The 18,289-nt window shown below is 68.6% G+C and carries 15 protein-coding genes; 12 read left to right on the top strand and 3 right to left on the bottom strand.

Annotated features, from left to right (window positions below; all coding sequences use genetic code 11):
* Positions 1–121 precede the first annotated feature (121 nt).
* Positions 122–277 carry a hypothetical protein gene (locus ACFZDK_RS53810; RefSeq protein ID WP_390986255.1) on the top strand — a complete coding sequence of 52 codons (156 nt, stop codon included), beginning with the start codon at positions 122–124 and terminating at the stop codon, positions 275–277.
* Between the two features lie 249 nt (positions 278–526).
* Here ACFZDK_RS53810 and ACFZDK_RS53805 read toward each other — a convergent pair whose 3' ends face one another.
* The gene (locus ACFZDK_RS53805) at positions 527–2,470 is read right to left on the bottom strand and encodes an RICIN domain-containing protein (protein ID WP_390986252.1); all 1,944 of its coding nucleotides are present in this window, start codon (positions 2,468–2,470) and stop codon (positions 527–529) included.
* A gap of 597 nt (positions 2,471–3,067) precedes the next feature.
* On the opposite strand from ACFZDK_RS53805, the gene ACFZDK_RS53800 reads away from it, so the two are divergent.
* Positions 3,068–5,758, top strand: coding sequence for an RICIN domain-containing protein (locus ACFZDK_RS53800; protein WP_390986250.1), 2,691 nt, complete (start codon positions 3,068–3,070; stop codon positions 5,756–5,758).
* A gap of 143 nt (positions 5,759–5,901) precedes the next feature.
* Entirely contained in the window at positions 5,902–7,461 is a 1,560-nt protein-coding gene (locus tag ACFZDK_RS53795) for an arabinofuranosidase catalytic domain-containing protein (protein ID WP_390986248.1), read from the top strand.
* A gap of 146 nt (positions 7,462–7,607) precedes the next feature.
* Here the strand turns inward: ACFZDK_RS53795 and ACFZDK_RS53790 are convergent, their stop codons facing one another.
* Together ACFZDK_RS53790 and ACFZDK_RS53785 are read right to left on the bottom strand one after the other, a co-directional pair.
* Positions 7,608–8,087: a substrate-binding domain-containing protein gene (locus tag ACFZDK_RS53790; RefSeq protein WP_390986280.1), complete on the bottom strand. Its 480-nt coding sequence runs from the start codon at positions 8,085–8,087 to the stop codon at positions 7,608–7,610.
* 68 nt (positions 8,088–8,155) lie between these two features.
* A complete protein-coding gene (locus ACFZDK_RS53785; RefSeq protein WP_390986246.1) occupies positions 8,156–8,917 on the bottom strand; it encodes an FCD domain-containing protein in 762 nt (253 codons plus the stop codon).
* A 297-nt stretch (positions 8,918–9,214) separates the two neighbouring features.
* Here ACFZDK_RS53785 and ACFZDK_RS53780 point away from each other — a divergent pair, with 297 nt between their 5' ends.
* The 9 genes from ACFZDK_RS53780 to ACFZDK_RS53740 all read left to right on the top strand — a co-directional run bounded on the left by ACFZDK_RS53780 (position 9,215) and on the right by ACFZDK_RS53740 (position 18,053).
* Positions 9,215–10,579 (top strand): ABC transporter substrate-binding protein, encoded by a 1,365-nt coding sequence (locus tag ACFZDK_RS53780; RefSeq protein ID WP_390986243.1) that lies wholly within the window; start codon positions 9,215–9,217, stop codon positions 10,577–10,579.
* The gene (locus tag ACFZDK_RS53775; protein WP_390986240.1) at positions 10,576–11,490 is read left to right on the top strand and encodes an ABC transporter permease subunit; all 915 of its coding nucleotides are present in this window, start codon (positions 10,576–10,578) and stop codon (positions 11,488–11,490) included. The genes ACFZDK_RS53780 and ACFZDK_RS53775 overlap by 4 nt, the downstream gene beginning before the upstream one ends.
* A 97-nt stretch (positions 11,491–11,587) precedes the next feature.
* A complete protein-coding gene (locus ACFZDK_RS53770; protein ID WP_390986237.1) occupies positions 11,588–12,442 on the top strand; it encodes an ABC transporter permease subunit in 855 nt (284 codons plus the stop codon).
* A 7-nt stretch (positions 12,443–12,449) separates the two neighbouring features.
* Positions 12,450–14,468: a hypothetical protein gene (locus ACFZDK_RS53765; protein ID WP_390986235.1), complete on the top strand. Its 2,019-nt coding sequence runs from the start codon at positions 12,450–12,452 to the stop codon at positions 14,466–14,468.
* Positions 14,465–14,812: an L-rhamnose mutarotase gene (locus ACFZDK_RS53760; RefSeq protein ID WP_390986233.1), complete on the top strand. Its 348-nt coding sequence runs from the start codon at positions 14,465–14,467 to the stop codon at positions 14,810–14,812. The genes ACFZDK_RS53765 and ACFZDK_RS53760 overlap by 4 nt, the downstream gene beginning before the upstream one ends.
* A gap of 38 nt (positions 14,813–14,850) precedes the next feature.
* Positions 14,851–15,756 carry an amidohydrolase family protein gene (locus ACFZDK_RS53755; RefSeq protein WP_390986230.1) on the top strand — a complete coding sequence of 302 codons (906 nt, stop codon included), beginning with the start codon at positions 14,851–14,853 and terminating at the stop codon, positions 15,754–15,756.
* A 148-nt stretch (positions 15,757–15,904) separates the two neighbouring features.
* The gene (locus ACFZDK_RS53750) at positions 15,905–16,948 is read left to right on the top strand and encodes an alcohol dehydrogenase catalytic domain-containing protein (RefSeq protein ID WP_390986227.1); all 1,044 of its coding nucleotides are present in this window, start codon (positions 15,905–15,907) and stop codon (positions 16,946–16,948) included.
* Complete coding sequence (locus ACFZDK_RS53745; protein WP_390986224.1) at positions 16,945–17,706, top strand: SDR family oxidoreductase; 762 nt, start codon at positions 16,945–16,947, stop codon at positions 17,704–17,706. Before ACFZDK_RS53750 ends, ACFZDK_RS53745 begins: the two co-directional genes overlap by 4 nt.
* On the top strand, positions 17,703–18,053 hold the full coding sequence (locus ACFZDK_RS53740) for a hypothetical protein (RefSeq protein ID WP_390986221.1): 351 nt from the start codon (positions 17,703–17,705) through the stop codon (positions 18,051–18,053). Before ACFZDK_RS53745 ends, ACFZDK_RS53740 begins: the two co-directional genes overlap by 4 nt.
* The last annotated feature ends 236 nt before the right edge of the window (positions 18,054–18,289 follow it).

Raw genomic sequence — 18,289 nt, 5'->3', positions numbered from 1 at the left:
CCTCTGCGCGTCGCTGTTCACTGGGGTCGCCGTGGGGGGTGCTGCTTGAGCTGAGCAGCCCGCTTGACGGTGAAGGCGGACGCCACTCACCGCTGGCCCGGGCCACACCGTCGACGATGCCGTGGACGACGTCCTCCGGGCCGCCATCGTCCGGTTGACCCACGACCGGGAGGCCGGCTCGGACGCGTACCCGGCGTACTTCATGCTGCACGGCGTGCCGAGAGGGGAACCGGCCCGCGAACTCGCCGCTGCCTGTACGGCGACCTTGAGCCGCTGAATCGCGCGGTTCCCAGGGTCCGCCTACCCGAGCAACCGCTGGTTCGATCCGCTTCCGCCGGCTGAGGCAGGTTCGAAGGAGGCGGAGTGAGACTTCGACGTGCGGCCACCCCGCTCGGCGAAGGGCTGCGCGCCGTCCTCGACACCATGGCCGCCTGGGCAGTGACAGTCCCCGACGGCGAGCCCACAGCCACCGCGTGACCCCAGGAGGAACTCCCCGCGCCGGATGCACGTTTCTTCCGGTCCTCTGTCAGGAGGGGATGATCTGCCACTGCTGCTGGGGGACGGCCGTGTAGGTCCACTGGTTGATGGCGGCTCCGTCGGCGGTGGAGCCGCTGTCGACGTTGAGGGACAGGCCGCTGAGCCGGTTGGTGAGGAGGTAGTAGCCGTCGCCGGTGGGGGTGATGGCCCAGTGCTGCTGGGGCGCGTTGGCGTCGCCCCAGATATCGGCGCCTGAGCCGTTCACGCGGGAGAGTCCGCCGATTTCCATGAGCGTGCCGCTGTTGACGTTGCGGATCTTGTAGTAGCCGTTGTCGGCCCGGGCGATGGTCCACTTCTGGTTGGCGTGATTCTGCCAGGGCCACTGCAGGATCGCGGTGTTGTTGGCGGTCTTGGCACCCGAGACGTCGGCGACCTTGCCGCTGTGGCGGGCGACGAGGCGGTACACAGTGCTGTCGCCGGGGAAGAGGGTGGAGACCAGGGCGGGTGTCGCGGTGCGGCCGCCGATGCGCAGGTTGCCGATGTTGGCGTAGCCGCCGGTGCCGGCGGTGACCTGGATACGGACGAAGGCGGCGTTGCGGCCCGGCCATTCGACGAGTTTCGTGGTGCGGTCGCCGACCCAGCGGGCGGTGGCGACCTGGGTGAAGGCGGTGCCGTCGGTGCTGGTGGAGATGGTGCAGGCGGTGATGTCGCCGTCGGTGGCGTTGGTGCGACTCCACTGCTTGGGCAGGTACTCGAGGGTGGAGATGTTGCTCCAGACGCCGCCGAGGTCGATGGTGATGGTCTGAGGCAGCGGGAGGTTCCAGGTGGACCAGCAGGTCTCGAAGTTCCTGTCGCTGAGGCCGTCGACGGCGTTCAGGGGGCCTTCGCCCGTGTTGTATGCGGTGGCGTAGGCGGCCACGGGGGTGACCGGGTGTTCGGCGCGGAGCATCTGTGCGGGCAGGGGCGGCCGGGAGGTGTTGGGGCCGCCCCAGGCGGCGCCGGCCTCCGAGAGCCGGTTGACGATGTTGGTGTCCAGCACACCGTTGCGGTTGGGCGGGCAGTTGAGGATGAACGAGGTGTACTTGGGCTCCAGGTCCGCCAGATGGGAGAGGATGGAGTCCCTGCTCATCGGATCGGTCGTGGGCGTCGTCGGATGCCAGAACCACCCGTTGCTGATCGTCTGGCCCTGCAGTGAGGCGTAGGTGTTGCCTGCCGGTGAGGTGATGCCGAGGGGCTCCTCGAAGTAGATCGCGTCGCCGAGGTAGGGCACCGACAGCCCGCCGTGGTCGATCATCACGATGTCGGGCTGCAGGGACTTCACATGTTCCCTGATGCGCTGGTAGGGGACGGCCTGCTGGCCCATCTGCCAGGCGTAGCCGTCGGTGACGAACATGTCGATGTCGCCGTAGCTGGTGAGCAGTTCGGTGATCTGGTTGAGGATGTAGGTGATGTCGCCGGGCTGGACGGCCTGGTCGGAGGCGACGTTGTGGCGGGTGTCGTAGGCCTGCACGTTGTAGGTGCGGTCCCAGATGGAGAAGTACAGGCCGACCTTCAGACCCTGGGCCCGGAAGGCGGTCACGTACTGCGCGACGACGTCGTGCTTGTAGGAGCTGTTGGCGACGTTGTAGGTGTTGTAGGCGCTGGGCCACAGGCAGAAGCCGTCGTGGTGCTTGGTGGTCAGGACGCCGTAGCTCATCTTCGCCGCCGCCGCGGCCGCCGCCCACTGGGCGCAGTCGACCGCCGTGGGCGCGAACAGAGCCGGGTCCTGGTTCGGGGCGGCCCACTCCTGGTTGGTGAACGTGCCCATGTTGAAGTGGTTGAACATGCCGAACCGCATGTTCACCAGGTTGCTGAGATTGGTCTGCATGTCCGCGGCGGCCGCCTGAGGGAGCAGGCCGGAGAAGCCGGGAACCACGGGCAGCGCGCTCGCGGCCACAGCAGCGCCCGCGGCGCCCAGCGGGGTACGACGGGACAGTCCTCTTCCTGACGACATAGGTGTACTCCCGGGTGTGGGGCGGCAGCCCGAGGGCCTGCGACCCCAAGGGCTTCAGGCGCGGCCCTGCCTCTGGGCTCCAAGCGCCGAGTTACGCATGAAGTTCGATGACGTCACTGCTCCGTGTCAACAGGTAAGTGGATGAAAGTACTTAGAGTGAGAGCAGATGAGACCGTTCTATCCGTCTCAGCGACGATTCGTTCTGCCGAGACATGCCATGTTTCACAGAGACGCCGGAGCGTGATACCCCATAGGCCCCGCGGAGGTTCAGGCACAGCACATACGGTCACGACGGCGCTCGGGGGATTGACGGCACAGGATCCACTAAATGAATACTACTTATTTCAGGGCTCGGCGATTTCGCTGGAATAGGCCGGGTGGGACGCAGTCGGCGGTCGATCGCCGGCGCCAATAGCGCTTCCACCTGGGATTATTCCCTGCCGCAGATGGTGCGCGCTACGCCGAGCCCGATGCCTCCACATGTCTCCCGTGTTGCGTTAGTGAAAAATAGACATGCCTATCGTCTTGACTGCAACGCTTCCTTGCGTTGATAAATGCAACTCATAGGAGCAGGGGTTCGGAGGAGGGACACCACAGATGAGACCCCCACGCATCGGAGCCGGGACAGTCAAGGCGCTCGCAGCGGCGGCTGTCGTCTTCGCGGCCGTACTGCCCGCTCAACCCGCCTACGCGGCCACGACGAACTTCTACGTCGACCCGGTCAACGGCAGTGACAGCAACTCGGGAACCAGCACCGCCGCAGCCTTCAAGACCATCCAGGCCGCCAAGGCCGCGGTCCGAGCCGTCAACGCGAACATGTCCGACGACATCGTCGTGAACCTGCGCGGAGGCACCTACCCCATCACCAGCCCGATCACCTTCGGCACCAGCGACTCGGGCACGAACGGCCACACGGTCGTCTACCAGGCGTACAACGGGGAGACGCCCGTCATCACCGGCGGCAAGACGATCACCGGCTGGACCGCGGCTGCGGGCGGCGAGTACAAGGCGCCTGTTGGCACCCTCGACTTCCGGCAGTTGTACGTCAACGGGGTCCGCGCCACCCGGGCCCGCTTCCCCGACCTCGGCTCGGACTTCCAGCTGCAGGGCAGCGACAAGACCAACAAGCTGCTGAAGGTGCTCAGTTCACAGGTCTCCGACTGGGGCCACCTCAGCCAGGTCGAGATGATGCTGGAAACGCAGTGGGGCGAGAGCTACCTGCGGCTGAAGTCGATCAGCTCCGCCAACGGCACCGCCGACGTGTCGATCCAGGACCACGAGGCGGGCATCCTGTTCCCGCGCCCCTTCCCGATCCTTGCCAACGGCTCTCCCCTGCACTTCGAAAACGCCCACGAGTTCCTCAACGAACCGGGCGAGTTCTACGTCGACACCGCCGCGCAGACCGTCTACTACAAGCCCCGCCCCGGCGAGGACATGTCCACAGCCACCGTGCAGGCGCCGACGCTGCAGACCCTCTTCGACATCAAGGGCACCAGCCTCGACAGCCCCGCCCACGACCTGCGCTTCTCCGGGCTCACCTTCACCGGGACCACCTGGATGGAAGCGACGAACAACGGCTACCTCAACGGCCAGGGCGGCAACTACAACCTGTCGGCCGACACCTCCAACAACCAGTACGTCGGCCGTCCGCCGGCCGGTGTCCAGGCGTCGGATGCCGACCGCCTCTCCTTCACCGGCAACACCTTCACGCAGATGGGCGCCACCGCCCTGGACCTGTCCCACGGCGTGCACGACAGCACCGTGACCGGCAACGTCGTCCACGACATCGCCGGCAACGGAATCATGGTCGGCAAGTTCTCCGACCCGACCGTGGAGTTCCACACCGTCTACAACCCGCCCGCCTCACCTGCCGGTGAGGACGCCCGGGAGGTGGTCAAGAACGTCACGGTGAAGGACAACCTGATCACCCGGATCGGTGAGGACTACCTGGGCACCGCGGGCATCAACGCGGGCTTCGTCAACAGCACCACCATCGACCACAACGACATCTCCGACACTCCGTGGGCCGGCATCTCGCTGGGCTGGGGCTGGCAGTCGGCGGCCAACGCCGAAGGCAACAACAGCGTCAGCTACAACCGGATCGGCAACGTGATGAACCGGCTCTGCGACTCCGCCGGTATCTACCACCTCTCCAACGACCCGGGCACGGTCTTCAACGGCAACTACATCCACGACGTGATACGCATGCCGTCCGCCTGCGGCTCGGCCGTGTCCGGCATGTACCTGGACGAGGGGTCGAACAACATGACCCTTTCGAACAACGTGCTGTCGCACACCGACGGATTCATCAACCAGAACCGCAACGGCTCCAACGTCACGCTCACCAACAACACGACGTCCGGCGACGCGGTGATCAAGGCGTCCGGTCTCGAGTCCGCCTACCGGGGGCTGGCGGCGAAGCTCAACCTCGCCTACAACAAGCCGGCGTCCTCCTCCTCGGTGAGCAGTTCCGCCTGGGGAGCGGCCAAAGCCAACGACAACGACGGTGCCACCGGCTGGTCGCCGACCGGCAGCGACACCTCGGCCTGGTGGCAGGTCGACCTGGGGCAGGCCTACCAGCTCGGACAGTTCTCCCTGACGACCCGTCAGGAACTGGACCAGTCGGAGACGCGCGGCCACTTCGAAATCCGGGCCTCCAACGACCCGTCGTTCGCCACGTACACCGTCGTGGGGCGCCAGACGGACACGCTGCCGCTCGCCTCGACACTCACGGGCAACATCGACGTCCGCCAGAAGTTCCGCTATGTGCGGGTCGCCAAGACCGACGGCGCGTACTTCTTCATCGCGGACTTCAGTGTGCAGCAGGCCGGCGGGGCGCTGGGGGACTCGACCGGTACGCCGAACGTCAACGCGTCGACGTACTACACGTTCAAGAACGTCAACAGCGGCCAACTGATGGACGTGTACCAGAACTCCACCGCCGACGGCGCGAGCGTCATCCAGTGGCCGAGCAACGGTGGGGCCAACCAGCAGTGGAACATCGTCCCGGTCGGCGGGCAGCTCTACAGGATCGTGAACCGGAACAGCGGCAAGGCCCTCGACATCAACGCCTCCAGTCACCGGACGGGGACCGCGCTGCAGCAGTACACCTACAACGGCGGCAACAACCAGCTGTGGTACTTCGAGCCGACCAGCGGTGGGTACGTCATCCGCAACTTCGAGAGCAGGCAGATCCTGGAGGTCGGTGGTGGATCGACGGCCAACGGAGCCGCCGTCAGTCAGTGGATGCCGCTGAACCAGTCCAACCAGGCTTGGACGATCCAGTGACAGGGTGACCAGACGCGTCGGCGGATTCACCCGCCCGGACGCGTTCGCCCGCCCTCAGCCCCACCAGCCCGCCCCCAGAGCCCCACGGCAAACCCGGTTGGGGGCGCGGCTTGCTGTCCCCGTAACGATGAACAAGGGAGTACATGGTGCCTGCGCTGCTCATATTCGGAAAACTGCGCCGGGGGGTGGTTGTCTGCCTGGCCGCGATGGCGCTCGCCTTCACCGGCCTCGTTGCCTTCAGCGGCGCCTCGCAGGCCGCCGCGCAGGGGCCCTGCGACATTTACGCGGCGGGCGGCACGCCGTGCGCCGCGGCGCACAGCACTACCCGCGCGTTGTTCGCCTCCTACAACGGCCCGCTCTACCAGGTGCAGCGGACGTCGGACAGTACGTTGCACGACATCGGCGTACTGTCGGCCGGAGGAGTCGCCAACGCCGCGGCACAGGACTCGTTCTGCGCGGGCACCACCTGCACCATCACTCGCCTCTACGACCAGACCGGCAGCGGCAACACCCTGGTCTACCAGGGACCCGGCGGTACCGGCGGCTCCGACACGGCGGCCAACGCGACCACCGAAGCGCTCAGCGTGGGCGGCCAGAAGGCCTACGCGCTCTACATCAACCCCGGCAACAGCTACTTCGCCTACAACTCCTCCGGGGGTGTGCCGACCGGCAGTTCACCCGAGGGCGAGTACATGGTCACCAGCGGCACTCACGTCAACAGCGGCTGCTGCTTCGACTACGGCAACACGGAGATCGACCACAAGGCCGACGGCAACGGTGCGATGGACGCGATCAACTTCGGCACGGAATGCTGGTTCGGCGGCTGCAGCGGAACCGGACCGTGGGTGCAGGCGGACCTGGAGAACGGCCTGTTCTCCGGCGGCAGCAAGACGTGGAACCCCAACCAGGTCTCCCAGACCAGCCGCTTCGTCACCGCGATGCTCAAGAACAACGGCACCACCCAGATGGCGCTCAAGGGCGCCAGCGCCCAGTCCGGGAGCCTGACCCAGTTCTACGGCGGCGCGCTGCCCAGCGGATGGAACCCGATGCACAAGCAGGGTGCCGTCATCCTCGGCAGCGGCGGCGACTGCTGCCAGACCAACCGCAACGCGAGCGCGGGCACCTACTACGAGGGCGCCATGGTCAAGGGCTACCCCTCCGACGCCACCGACGCCGCGGTCCAGGCCAACATCGCCGCGGCCGGCTACAGCACCAACACCTCCGACCCCTTCACCCCGGGCGCGAAGGTGTCGCTGCAGGCCACCACCTCCTGCTGCACCAGCGACTACCTGCAGCACGACACCAGCGACGACAAGGTCGTGATCGCGCCGGTGACCTCCGGCAGCTCGACCACCGACAAGGGCAACGCCACCTGGATCGTCCGCACCGGCCTGGCCGACAGCAGCTGCGTCTCCCTCGAGTCGGCCAACACACCCGGCAGCTACCTCAGGCACTACGCGTTCCAGCTCCACCTCCAGCCCGATGCCGGCACAAGCCAGTTCGCCGCCGACGCCACCTTCTGCTCCAAGCCGGGCAACAGCGGCACGGGCTACTCCCTGCAGTCCTTCAACTACCCGGCCAAGTACATCCGCCACTACCGCTTCACCGGCTACATCGCGAGCAACGGCGGTACCAACACCTGGGACACCACGTCGTCGTGGGCCCAGGACACCAGTTGGCTCACCGCATCTCCCTGGAGCTGACAACTGGAGGCCGCGGGCCCGAGCACCTTGGCGCTGACATCGTGCACGGCCCGCGGCTTCCGCCCACGGCGCCAAGACCGCCGCTGTGCCGTATCAGGCCAGTGCCGCGGCGGCTGGGCGTGGCAGGACTCCAGCGGTCACTGGCATCACTCCGGTCGTCCTCTACGTCGTGCATCCGTCGCCGGGCGCCGGGTGGACCGGCGAGGAGCCGGCACGGGTTGCACCAGCCGACGCCGCCCCACGCCGCTGCGGGCGTTGATGACGGCGATCAGCAGGTCGACAGCTTCGGCGCCCATCCGGTCCGGGCGAAGGCTGAGCGCCGTGACCGGCGGAGTGGTCGTCGCGTAGTCCGGATCCTCGCTGATACACGCCACCAGCAGGTCCCGCGACACCCGGAACCCGTGGTGGCGAGCGGCGGCGAGGATGTTGTGACCGGAGTCGGAGTAGACGCCGATGACAGCGTCCGGTCTCGGATCGTGGTCGAGCAGCCGGCCGACCGCGTCCTTTTCGGACGTGAAGTAGTCGGGCAGTGAGGCGTACTCCTCCACGAGGGCGGGCATACGGTGTTCGTCGCACCAGGACCGGTAGGCGTGTGCGATCAGGCGCGGGTACGCGTCGTCGTGCAGGGGCAGGGACAGCCTGCTTCCCGGCAGGAAGGTGGTGGCCGCCCCGGCCCCACGATCGTGTCAGTCACCTAACCGAACAGGCGTCGCTGGATCTCCCGCCGGTAGTCCTCGAGTGTCCTGTCGAGATGTGCCGCCGTGGCCTCGGCGGCCTCGTCGGGTCGGCCGTCTCGAATGGCGCGGTAGATCGCCTCGTGTTCCTCGACCGCTGCCGCGGTGCCGTCACCGAAGGAGTCGTGGATGCCGATCGCGCTGGACTGGCGTTGCAGCCGACGGGCGTCACGCACCGCGCTGCCGAGGAAGGTGTTGTGCGAAGCGGCGGCCACCGCCGCATGGAAATCGTCGTCGGCCTGGTTGAAGACCTCGACCTCGCCATGGGTGTACCCGTGCCGGCACTGCTGCATGGCGACCTCGATCGTGCGCAGTTCGGCGGGCGTGGCACGGGTGGCCGCGAGCCGGACGGCGGCCATCTCCTGGACCCTGCGGAACTCGAACAGCATGAGCACGTGATCGAGGTCCACGGGCCGGAAGAAGCCGCCCCAGCGGCTGGTGACCAGCATGCCCTCGTCGTCCGCGACGAACAGCCCGCGCCCCTTGTGCGCCCGGACCCGGCCGAGCGCCGAGAGGATCTTCACGGCTTCCCGGACCACCGCCCGGCTGGTGTCCAACTGCTGGGCCAGGTCGTTCTCCGTGGGCATCCGGTCTCCGGGGACCAGGCGCGACTCGGCGATGAACTCGAGGATCCGCTCCGCCACGACCTCGTATCCGGGGCGGTAGTCCCGTCGCTCATCCGATCCGTTCATCACTGCCGCCACGGCGGGCGTGTCCTTCATGTGTCCTGCCTCCGGGTGACTGCGACTGATCGGCCTTGGAGCCGAGCTCATCGTACCCCAGGCAAATATAAGTAGTACTCATCAGCCACACACCCGATCGCATCTCGACATAAGAAACGACCAGTAAGTGGCTATTTGCGCATTTTCGGGATCCGAAGGAGCTGATCTCGCGCGCACTCCGCCTCTCGAAAAGCCGTACATACCCCTTGACTCGACCTTCGATATGGCGGCTAATTTCTTCCGCGGCGGTACCGACAGAGCCGTCAGCAGCCTCACGCACACCGAGTGGAGTCGCTCATGTCCGTCTACAAGCCTTCGGCCGACCGGGAGACAGGGACCAGCCGGAGAGGTGCCGCGTTGCTGGCCGGCTGTGCCGCCACCGTGCTGTTCACCGTGACCGCCTGTGGCAGCGGCGGCAGCGCCGGCACGACCAGCAAGGACGGTTTCGCCCAGGCGCCGCAGAAGGACGGCGCGCTGACCGTCTGGGTGGACGCGACCCGCCTGGATGCCGCGAAGCAGTACCAGGCGCTGCACCCGGACGTGAAGATGGACATCGTCAGCTACGACGGCGACGCCAACGGGTCCAACTACCTCCAGACCAAGGTCCAGCTGTTCAACCGCACGGGCAAGGGCTGGCCGGACGTCGTCTTCAGCTCCCAGAACAACGAGGCGAGCTGGGCCGTCGACGCGGGCTTCGCGGCGCCGCTGAACAAGGGCCTGATCCCGGACGCCACCCTCGGCGGGTTCGCCAAGGGCGCCAACGACGTCTGCACGGTCGACGGCAGCCTGTACTGCCTGCGCAACGACCTCTCCCAGGCGGTGCTCTGGTACAACGCGCCGCTGCTGAAGAAGTTCGGCTACAAGGTCCCGACGACCTGGGAGGAGTACCAGGCGCTCGGCGAGAAGGTCGCCAAGGAGCACCCCGGCTACCTCGTGGGCGACGCGGGCGACACCTTCACCCCCGAGATCTACCTGTGGGCGAGCAAGTGCGGCGCCAACCACATCACCGGCCCCAAGTCCGTGTCGGTCAACACCACCAGCGAGGCCTGCACCAAGATGGCCAAGCTGCTGGACGTACTGATCAAGAACAAGTCGATGTCGATCAGCGGCGTGTTCAGCACCGACTTCGGCAAGAACGAGGCCGACAAGGTCCTGCTCATGCCCGGCCCGGCGTGGTATGGCGGAGCGGTCTTCAAGGACGGCCTCAAGACCCCGGCCAAGCAGATAGCGGTGGCGCCCATACCGCAGTGGCAGGGCGACACCTCACCCTCCACCGGCAACGTCGGCGGCGGCACCTGGCTGCTGTCCAAGCACTCCACCCACCTCAAGGCGGCCACCGACTTCCTGAAGTGGGTCACCACCGACAACGCCTACCAGGGCGAGAAGGCCCCCGGCTTCCCGGCGTACGCGCCCGCCGCCGAGAACTGGCTGAAGGCGCAGGCCGCCTCCGGGTACTTCGCCGGCGACCTCACCGCCCTCAAGGACGCCTCCTCGCAGGTGTGGTCCGACTGGGGCTCCGGCCAGTTCAGCCAGGAGGCGATCTGGGCCGCCACCGTCAAGCCCGCCCTGACGCAGGGCAAGACCATCGAATCGATGCTGCCCGCCTGGCAGGACTCGATCGTCAAGTACGCCAAGGCCGACGGATACAAGGTCTCCCAGTGACGGTCACCCACTCCTCGGCCGGCTCTGTCCGGGGGCGCCCTCGTGGCACCTCCCGGCAGAGCCGGGCCGGCGTGGCATTCGTCGCCGGCTACGTACTGCTGCTGATCGCCTTCGGCGTCCTCCCGACCTGTTACGCCATCTACTTCGCGTTCACGGACGCCGGAGGCGCGTTCACCGGCTTCTCCAATTTCGTCACCACGGCACAGGACTTCCGCTTCGTCGACTCCCTGGGCCACGTGGCCCTGTACCTGGTCTTCTGGCTCCTGTCGCTCGTGGTGTTCGTCGTGGTCCTGGCGCTGCTCCTGCACCGGCTGGCCTCCGGGCCGGTCAGTCAGGCGCTGCGCTTCCTCTACTACATCCCCGGGGCCCTCGCCGGCGCCGCGAGCGTCCTGGTGTGGCTGTTCATGCTGGACCCGACCGTCAGCCCGGTCAGCTCGCTCCTGGAGGCCCTGGGCTTCCACACCTTCGGCGAGGTCATCGCGCCGGGAAACCTGGCGCTGCTGTTCACCATCATCGCGTTCTGGACCGGCGCGGGCGGCTGGATCGTCGTCATGTACGGCGCCCTCAACAACATCCCCAAGGACGTCATGGAGGCCGCGCGCATCGACGGCGCGAACGGCTGGCAGACCGCCTGGCGGGTGCAGATCCCCATGCTCCGCAAGTGGATCGTCTACATGGTGATCCTCGCCTTCGCGGGCGGCGCGCAGCTCTTCGTCGAGCCTCAGCTGCTCTCCCTCGCCAGCACCGGCGTGGCCGGGCGCGACTACTCGCTCAACCAGCTGACGTACGACTTCGCCTTCCAGATGAACAACATCAACGGCGCCGCCGCGGTCTCGGTGGAACTCCTGGTCGTCAGCGTGTCGGTCGCCGGTGTCTTCGTCGCACGATCGGGGTTCTTCGATGCCGACTGACACACGACCCACTCCTCTGGCCGCCGCTTCTCACACCAAAGGGGATGTCAGAAGCCGGCACGGGGAAGCACGGCCGCGCCGCCGTCCGCCGCGGCACGTGACGTCACGGCTGCTGGCGGGCTCGGTGCTCACCGTGTTCGTGGTGTTCTTCGTGCTGCCCGTGCTGTGGCTGCTGCTCGCGGCGACAAAGACGGACCAGCAACTGGTCCACGACAACCCGCTGTCCTTCGGGTCCTGGCACGCGCTGTCGGCCAACTGGCACGCGCTCACCGCCTTCCAGGACGACGCCATCCTGATGTGGCTGCGCAACTCCGCGCTCTACGCCGCGATCTCGCTGGTCATCACGCTCTGCCTGGCCATTCCGGCCGGGTACGCGCTGGCGATGACCGAGTTCCGCGGCCGGCACGCGCTGCTGATCGCGACCCTGGTCGTGATGCTGATGCCGAACGCCACGCTGGTGGTGCCGCTGTTCCTGGAGATCAACGCGGTGCACCTGATCGGCACGATGTGGTCGATCATCCTGCCGTACTCGTTCTACCCGTTCGGGGTGTACCTGACGTACATCTACTTCACCACCGCCGTGCCCAGGGACCTCCTGGCCGCCGCACGGATGGACGGCTGCTCCGAGTTCGGCGTCTTCCGTCATGTGGCCCTGCCGCTGGCGACCCCCGTCATCGCGCTGGTCGGGTTCTTCAGCTTCGTCGCCAACTGGACGAACTACTTCCTGCCGTACGTGATGCTCCCCGAGAGCAACCAGATGCCGATCCAGGTGGGCGTCGGCAGTCTGCTCAGCAATGTGCCGTCGTTCAACCCGACCGTCGGCGACCTCGCGATCCAACGCCCGCAATTGGCACTGGCGACGCTGGTGGCCATCACACCGGTCCTCGTCGTGTTCCTGTTCGCCCAGCGCTTCCTGGTCAGCGGGATGCTCGCCGGCGCCACCAAGGAGTGACAGCTTCATGCCCTTCAGCCCTCACCCGCACGTCTCCGGGGACGACACCCCGGCCGCCGACCAGGCCTCCCCCGCACCCGACGTCCAGGCCTCGGTCCCGCTGCTCGAACCCCCCGGCTGGGCCGTCGCCCAGCGCGCGCTGTTCGACCTGCTCGACCGCGCCTGGCGCCGCTTCGAGCACGTCTTCACCGGTCCCGACGGACGGCTGAACTACAACGGCCGGCTGACCACCCGCGACGGCGTGGACGACTTCTACGAAGTGTTCTTCAACTGGCCCCAGCTCTACCTCCTCGGCGGCGCCGACGACATCCTGCCCGCCAGCGAGAAGCACTGGGAGGGCGTGACCCGACAGCTGACCGAACTGGGCATGCTGCGCGACGAGTTCGAGCGCGGCTACGACTGGTTCCACCAGGGCGAGAGCCTGCTCCTGCTCTACTTCCTGTGCATGGCCGCACCCGACCGCTGGGCCGAACGCGCGCTGCGATTCGCCGAGTTGTACGTCGACCCCGCCAAGGGCAACTACGACCCCGCACAGCGCGTCATCACCCGCCCGCACAACGGCAGCGACCCCGAGCGCACCGGCCTGTTCGACGGTGACGTGTATCCCTGGCTGCTGAAGGAGGCGGAGACCTACGGCTTCCCGCTCGACTGGCTGCCCGAGGCCGCCAACGGCCCCTTCCCGCTGTCGGCGGACCCGCGGCTGGGCGACCAGATGCGCGACCGGATGGGCGTCGGCGACACAGCGGTCAACCTCGCCGCGGCCGGCTTGGTCCTCAACGCCTGGATCCTGTCCGGCGAGGAGCGCTACCGGGACTGGATCGTCGAGTACGTGGGCGCCTGGCGCGAGCGCACCCGGGAACAGGGCGGCCTGATTCCGGACAACGTCGGCCCGGACGGGGTCGTCGGCAGCCTGCTGGAAGGGCGCTGGTACGGCGGCCACTACGGCTGGTCCTGGCCGCACGGCTGGCACAGCGTCGGTCACGCGGCCTGCGTGGCGGCGCTGGCGGCGGCGACGGTCACCGGGGACGACGACTACCTCTCCATGGTCGCCACCTCGCTCGACGCCCTCATCGACCGCGGCAAGGTCATGCCCAACACCGAGGCCGACTCCAGCCTGCCTTCCAAGTGGGCGGTGGAACTCGGTCCGGACCGTCACACACCCACGCTGCACCTGCCGTTCCGCCACAACGACTCCGGCTGGTTCGACTACAACCCGGCCACACCCCCCGTACCGGTGGCCCTGTGGCACCACACCTCCTCGGAGGCCGACCGCGCCCGGCTGGAGCGGCTGCGCGAGGCTGACGGAATCGACTGGCGCACCGTGCGGCCGTTCCGGTCCAAGGAGGACTCCGGGCACGAGAAGGCATGGTTCGCCTTCCTCGCCGGCGACGACCCGGGCTATCCCGAGCGGATCCTCTCAGCCGCCCAGGCCCAGGTCCGCCACCGGCTGCGGCGCATCGACCGCTACGGCGACCTGGACGTGCCCGAGGCCGACATCCATGTGTGGCAGCTGTGCAACCCGGTGGTCACCGAGGCCCTGGTACAGCTGACCTGGGGCGGCCCGCAGGTGCTGTATCAGGGCGGTCTGCAGCAGGCACGGCTGCGCTACCACGACGCCGACGCCCGTCGAGCGGGACTGCCGGCGGACGTCGCCGCCCTGGTCACCTCCATCGCCCCCGAGGCGACCACCGTCGAACTGGTCAACCTCTCCCCCGGCACCGACCGCACGGTCATCGTCCAGGCGGGCGCCTTCGCCGAGCACACCATCTCCGGCGTCCGGTACACGACCTGCACGGACGACAGCTGGATCGGGGACATGTACGACTACGGCCACACCGAGCCGATGGTCTCCGAAGCCGAAGTCCCATGCAACGGGACATTTCTGACGGTCCGTCTGCCCGCTTCCACACGCATCCGACTCACCCTGCGGCTCGGGCTGCGCACCCGTACTCCCAGCTACCGCACGCCGTTCGACACCGCGGCCGACGGCTCCAACTCCACCACCACGACAGGGGAATCGGCGTGAAGCGCATCGCCCAGACCATCAAACTCCGCCCCGAACACCGCGAGGAATACCTGCGGCTCCACTCCGCCGTGTGGCCCGGCGTCGAAGCCGCCCTGCACCGGGCGAACATCCGCAACTACAGCATCTTCCTCCACGGTGACGTGCTGTTCGCCTACATGGAGTACCACGGCGAGAGCTTCGAAGCCGACATGGCCTCCATCGAGGCCGACCCCGAGACCCAGCGCTGGTGGAAGCTCACCGACCCGTGCCAGGAGCCATGGCCCGACCGGGGCGAGGACCGCCAGTGGACCGAACTCCCCGAGATCTGGCACCTGAGCCCGCCCGCCGACGACGCCACCGCCTGACCCGGCCCGCGCCCGCCCGACCCGACTTGGATCAGCCCGTGAACACATCCGTGCTCGTCGATGCCCACCACCACCTGTGGGACCTCTCCCACCGACCGCAACCCTGGCTCGACGACCCCGACGTGGCGTCGATCCGCCGCACCTTTACCCCCGAGGACCTGCGCACCACCGCCACTCGCACCATCGCGGGCCGGCGGCTGCACAGCACGGTGGTCGTCCAGTGCGTCGCGGAGGTCGCCGAGACCGAGGACCTGCTGGCACTCGCCGAACAGGAGCCGCCGATCCGGGCCGTGGTCGGCTGGACGGATCTGACGTCCCCGGCGATCGGGGACGTGCTCGACAGGCTGATCGACGGGCCGGGCGGCGTGTACTTGCGCTCCCTGCGGCACCTCGTCCAGGGCGAGACAGACCCCGACTGGCTGCAACGCCCCGACGTGGAACGCGGATTGGGGGCGGCCCGGGACCGCGGACTGCGCTACGACGTGCTGGTGCGCGACCACCAGCTCGATCAGGCGATCCGGCTCGCGGAACGCTTCCCCGACCTGCCCCAGGTGCTCGACCACGCGGGCAAGCCGGACATCGCCCGGCGGGACATCGCTGGCTGGGAACGCCGGGTGCGGCAACTGGCCGCGCACCCGCAGGTGGTGTGCAAGGTCTCGGGGCTGATCACCGAGGCCGACCACACCCACTGGACCACCGCCGACATCCGTCCCGTCTGGGACGTGCTGCTCTCCTCCTTCGGCCCGGACCGGCTGATGTTCGGCTCCGACTGGCCGGTCGCCAACCTGGCGGGCGGCTGGAACCGGTGGGCCGCCACCGTGGAAGAACTGCTCACCGGCTGGAGCGACGGCGATGTCCACGCCCTCCTGGCCGGCACCGCCGGCGCGTTCTACGGCCTTGCCCCCGTCGCCGGAGACGGTCACACCTCCGCCCCGACGACCTGACCCGCTCCCCTCCCGCGGCGAGGGCCGCCACCGCAGGCCACACCCACCGCACGAACCCGTACGAACCCGCGCCGGGCTCACCGCCATGGATGGCCGAGCCACTCGCCATCCGTCGGCACCGGTCCACACCGAAGGGACCCCGCCCCCCATGACACTAGCCGCCCGATACCTCTCCGCCCGCACCCTCGACACCGCTGCGGTCCACAGCGCACCACCGGGCCCCGGAGAGGTGGAACTGGCCCCCGCCTATGTCGGCATCTGCGGTACCGACCTGCACATCTTCCACGGCGACATGGACGCCCGAGTCACCGCACCGGCCGTCCTGGGGCACGAGATGGCCGGGCGGATCGTCCGCGTCGGACCCGGCGTCGAGGACTGGCACCCCGGCGACGCGGTCACCGTGATGCCGCTGCGCTGGGACAACACCTGCCCGGCCTGCCGCAACGGCCACCAACACATCTGCCAGGACCTGGACTTCATCGGCATCGACTCCCCCGGCGCGATGCAGCAGCGCTGGACCGTGCCCGCCTCCGCCCTCATCCGGCTGCCCGACACCCTCCCCCTCGACCGGGCCGCGCTCGTCGAACCGACCGCGGTCGCGGTGCACGACGTCGGCCGGGCCGGGGTGCGCGACGGGGAGCGGGTCGTCGTGGTCGGCGGCGGACCCGTCGGCATCCTGATCGCTCTTATGGCTCAGGCGGCGGGGGCGGACGTCCGGGTGGTGGAGCTCAGCGCCCACCGGCGGCTGCTGGCCGAGGAGTTGCAGCTGGCGGTGTGGGATCCGGCCGCCGACGACCTGCCCGAGCTGCTCCGGGAGTGGACCGGGGACGCGGGGGCGGACGTCGCCTTCGAGGTGTCCGGCGCCGCCGGGGGCGTGGACACCGCCGTCGACGTGCTCGGTGTGCGCGGCCGGCTGTGCCTGGTCGCGATCCACTCCCGCCCCCGCGAGGTGAACCTGCACCGCCTCTTCTGGCGCGAACTCACCCTCGTCGGGGCCAGGTTGTACGACCGCTCCGACTTCGAGAAGGCGGTGACACTGGTGGCCGACGGCACCGTTCCCGCCCAGCGGCTGATCAGCAAGGTCGTGCCGCTCACGCAGGCGCCCGCTGCCTTCGAGGCACTGGAGGGAGGCGGGGACGTGATGAAGATCCTCGTGGACTGCACCGACGAGGCCCAGGAGGCCGCCGTATGAACGCCTTCGGCCTCACCGGAAAGCTCGCCGTCGTCACCGGCGCCCGGCGCGGTATCGGCCGGGCCATGGCCCGCGCGCTCGCCGAGGCCGGCGCGGACATCATCGGTGTGAGCGCCTCGCTGGAGGAGTCCGGCAGCGCGGTGGAGAAGGACGTCACCGCCGCCGGCCGCACCTTCGAGGCGATCCGCACCGACTTCGCCGACCCCGAGGCCGTCCGGGCGCTGGGCGCGGACCTCGGGGGCCGTGAGCGCCCGGTGGACATCCTGGTCAACAACGCAGGCACGATCCGCCGGGCTCCCGCAGCGGAACACACCGACGAGGACTGGGAGTTGGTCCTCCAGGTCAATCTGAGCGCGCAGTTCGCGCTGGCCCGCGCCGTCGGCCGGTCGATGGTGGCGCGCGGCCGGGGGAAGGTCATTTTCACGGCCTCCCTTCTCAGCTTCCAGGGCGGCATCACCGTCCCTGGATACACCGCCGCCAAGCACGGCGTAGCTGGTCTCACCAAGGCGCTGGCCAACGAGTGGGCGCCGCACGGCGTCAACGTCAACGCGATCGCGCCGGGCTATATCGCCACCGACAACACCCAAGCGCTGCAGGACGATCCGGTGCGCAGCAAGGCGATCCTGGACCGCATCCCGGCCGCCCGCTGGGGCAGCGCCGAGGACCTCGCGGGCGCCACCGTGTTCCTCGCCTCCGACGCCGCCGCCTACGTGCACGGCACCGTCCTGCCGGTCGACGGCGGCTGGCTGGGCCGGTGACCGCCGGCCTCTCCGACACAGTCCCCGAGGCGCGGATCGTGCCGGTCCTGACCGCGCCCGACCCCGCCACGGGCGTCCCGCCGGCCCGCGCCCTGCCCGCGGGCGGCGCGCGTGGCGCGGAGGTCACCTTCCGCAGCCCGGACGCCGGGCAGGTCGTGAAAGCGATGGCCGATCAGGGCGGTGTGGTCGTCGGCGACGGTACGGTGTTCACCGACGGGCAGGCGGAGCGGGCGGTTGCGGCCGGGGCGCGCTTTGTCGCCTCCCCCGGCCTGGACCACGAGGTCGACGCCAGGTGCCACGAGCCGGGGCACCCGTCGTCCCCGAGGTGGCCACCGCGACGCAGGTGATGAGCGCGCTGCGGACTGCATCGACACGGTCAAGCTGTTCCTCGCCGAGCCGCTCGTCGCAAGGGCGACGTTCCGGTCCCTCGCGGTGCCCTTCCCCGGGGTGCGGTTCATGCCGACCGGCAGGATCAACGCCGCCGGTCCATGCCCGGTCTGCACGTCCTGGACCGCATCGGCTCCGGCGACGGCTTCGCCGCGGGCCTCATCTACGGGCTGCTCACCGGCGCCGGACTGGAGCG

Source organism: Streptomyces sp. NPDC007901 (genome assembly GCF_042959465.1).
Taxonomy (GTDB): Bacteria; Actinomycetota; Actinomycetes; order Streptomycetales; family Streptomycetaceae; genus Streptomyces.
The sequence above is the reverse complement of the archived record's forward strand: the minus strand, read 5'-3'. Positions and strand labels throughout refer to the sequence as shown.

Excerpts from the sequence above, each read along its gene's own strand:
- ACFZDK_RS53805 (WP_390986252.1), bottom strand. The coding sequence starts at position 2,470 with ATGTCGTCAGGAAGAGGACTGTCCCGTCGTACCCCGCTGGGCGCCGCG.
- ACFZDK_RS53800 (WP_390986250.1), top strand. The coding sequence starts at position 3,068 with ATGAGACCCCCACGCATCGGAGCCGGGACAGTCAAGGCGCTCGCAGCG.
- ACFZDK_RS53795 (WP_390986248.1), top strand. The coding sequence starts at position 5,902 with ATGGTGCCTGCGCTGCTCATATTCGGAAAACTGCGCCGGGGGGTGGTT.
- ACFZDK_RS53785 (WP_390986246.1), bottom strand. The coding sequence starts at position 8,917 with ATGAAGGACACGCCCGCCGTGGCGGCAGTGATGAACGGATCGGATGAG.
- ACFZDK_RS53780 (WP_390986243.1), top strand. The coding sequence starts at position 9,215 with ATGTCCGTCTACAAGCCTTCGGCCGACCGGGAGACAGGGACCAGCCGG.
- ACFZDK_RS53765 (WP_390986235.1), top strand. The coding sequence starts at position 12,450 with ATGCCCTTCAGCCCTCACCCGCACGTCTCCGGGGACGACACCCCGGCC.
- ACFZDK_RS53750 (WP_390986227.1), top strand. The coding sequence starts at position 15,905 with ATGACACTAGCCGCCCGATACCTCTCCGCCCGCACCCTCGACACCGCT.
- ACFZDK_RS53745 (WP_390986224.1), top strand. The coding sequence starts at position 16,945 with ATGAACGCCTTCGGCCTCACCGGAAAGCTCGCCGTCGTCACCGGCGCC.